Source organism: Desulforegula conservatrix Mb1Pa (assembly GCF_000426225.1).
In the GTDB taxonomy this organism is placed as follows: Bacteria; Desulfobacterota; Desulfobacteria; order Desulfobacterales; family Desulforegulaceae; genus Desulforegula; species Desulforegula conservatrix.
Map to the genome: position 1 here is coordinate 1 of NZ_AUEY01000162.1, position 2,036 is coordinate 2,036.

Annotated in this window: 5 protein-coding genes; 2 read left to right on the forward strand and 3 right to left on the reverse strand. The window is 47.8% G+C overall.

Annotated features, from left to right (window positions below):
* Positions 1–246 precede the first annotated feature (246 nt).
* Genes K245_RS0121470 through K245_RS28175 form a run of 3 tightly spaced genes read right to left on the reverse strand, consistent with a single transcriptional unit; the run spans position 247 to position 1,106 of the window.
* Positions 247–552: a hypothetical protein gene (locus tag K245_RS0121470; protein WP_027360802.1), complete on the reverse strand. Its 306-nt coding sequence runs from the start codon at positions 550–552 to the stop codon at positions 247–249.
* Positions 546–938: a hypothetical protein gene (locus tag K245_RS0121475; protein ID WP_035277962.1), complete on the reverse strand. Its 393-nt coding sequence runs from the start codon at positions 936–938 to the stop codon at positions 546–548. Before K245_RS0121475 ends, K245_RS0121470 begins: the two co-directional genes overlap by 7 nt.
* Before the next feature lie 3 nt (positions 939–941).
* Positions 942–1,106, reverse strand: a complete 165-nt coding sequence (locus K245_RS28175; protein ID WP_198013961.1) for a hypothetical protein — start codon at positions 1,104–1,106, stop codon at positions 942–944.
* Between the two features lie 178 nt (positions 1,107–1,284).
* Between K245_RS28175 and K245_RS0121485 the strand changes: the two genes are divergently transcribed.
* Both K245_RS0121485 and K245_RS25880 read left to right on the forward strand, forming a co-directional pair.
* Positions 1,285–1,800 (forward strand): transglycosylase SLT domain-containing protein, encoded by a 516-nt coding sequence (locus tag K245_RS0121485; RefSeq protein WP_035277965.1) that lies wholly within the window; start codon positions 1,285–1,287, stop codon positions 1,798–1,800.
* A gap of 15 nt (positions 1,801–1,815) precedes the next feature.
* A partial coding sequence (locus tag K245_RS25880) for a hypothetical protein (protein ID WP_035277967.1) occupies positions 1,816–2,036 on the forward strand: 221 nt, incomplete at its 3' end.

Consider the following 2,036-nt stretch of genomic DNA (forward strand, 5'->3'; position numbering starts at 1 on the left):
AATTCTTTTCAACCAGAGTCGTGTCCAGCCACTCTTTGACCGCCTGTGGCAAAATTTCTATGCTGCTGGGTTTGGGCATTATTCAAATCCATCCGGGAAGGTGTTTAAACACCGTTTAAAAACTCTTCACCCTGCCTTTTGAATACATCAGGGCGTCTTTTGCTTTTTGAGGCCTTAGAATCGAACTGACGCATTTGCCACCGGTTCAATTATTCCGCCTTGTGTCATCCTGGATGCGAGACGAAATCACCAATATTTCACCGGCCTTGCTATCCCAGGCTCACAATCAAGCGTGTATTCCGCTATATCCACACCAAGTCTGGTCAACCCCGCAAACCACCTGCCGCACGGCTCTTTTTTCAGATCCACAAGTTTGCGGTCTTCCAGATAATCAAGCTCACGCCTCAGCTCCAGCGCAGTAGCATCAGGATGAATGCCCTGGATGGTTGCAAGAACAAGCTCCTCATACGCGCCTATTGGCCTGGCGTTATTGAGGGTCAGGAGAATGTACCATCTGATTGTTTCTCTTCTGGTTTTTGCAGGATCTAACACTCGCGTAATCCTTTCAGTTGCAGATTTTTTATCTCCAAAACCAAAGCATCAAGCTTGGCTTCTATGATTGTCTGGTTGCGCACATAATCTTCACGCCTGACATATTCCAGAGGGAGCGCCGCCCGGAATTTCAGAAACTCTCTTTCAATATCCTGCCAGCCCTTGGCTTCCTGTCTTGCCTGGGACAGAACATCCCTGAACTTTTCTTCCCAATTTTTTGCCGCCTCGACCCTGATTTCCTCCATTGACTTGAATCTTGTTTCAAGTCTGCGGTCAGTCTGGGACAGAAGTATTTTGCCGAACGCGAAAGCGAAGGCCAAAAACGTAATGAGGACTCCTGCTATGCTTGTTAATAGCGGCCAGAATTCTATCGTTACAGAAGACATGATTTACCCCTTAAAGCCTGTGCCAATGGCACCCACAAGCAAAAGCCCCGCGACAATAATGGCCTCTGCCTGGTCTGGTGATATTTTTGCGCCGAGCGCTGTAGCTATCAAAACAAGGCCGCGCCATGTGGACGGCTCTTTGAGCCTTTCAAGAATGTACTGTTTCATAATCCCTCCATTGTCTTTTCTTGAATCTATAAAATGGATTTTCTGGCCTTGGCATGGTGTTGGTGTTCGCCATGAACCGGGGGTGCTGAAAGGTGTAAGAGGAAAATGGTGAAGTGAATATAGGGTGCTTGCCGTCCATGCACGCACCATCAGTCATTAAAAAAGCAGGAGGGTGAAAATGCTCGCATGGGGAAACAAAGTAAGCCCTGAATTCAGGGTAAAAGTTAAAGAAATTGCTGAAAGGCTTGAAACAGATCCAAACTGGCTGATGGCCGCGATGGCCTTTGAAACAGCGGAAACATTCTCACCTTCAATCCAAAACGCGGCAGGAAGCGGGGCAGTTGGGCTGATTCAGTTTATGCCAGCAACAGCACGAAGCCTTGGAACAACCACGGATTTTCTTGGAAGAATGCAGCCGGAAGAGCAGCTTTATTACGTGGGATCATACCTGAAGCCATACAAGGGCAGACTGAAAACGCTTGAGGATGTTTACATGGCGATTCTCTGGCCTGCTGCCATTGGCAAGCCGTTAAATCATGTTCTGTTCAAAAAAGATGATCCCAAAGCTCCGAAACGATACCTTCAGAACAAGGGACTGGATTTTAACAAGGATGGAGTGATCACAAAGGCTGAAGCGGCTGAAAAAGTACTGAGAAAGCTACAGACCGGATTAACCACTGAATTTGCGGCATAAAAACGGAGGCAAATTATGACAACAGGACGCTACAAGGGTTTCCCGCTCGACGGCAATGACAAGCCCATCCACTCAAGCACAGAACGCAAATTACTGACCCTGAACGGCGATGGATCTTGGAAAGATGTGGTTGTGCCAGCCGGGGTTGAATGCAAGGCAGTAATGGTCGTTGTCCACACGATGGACTCGGCAAACTACGGGAACTTTTTGCCACCTGGAGAATACCACTATTTTCC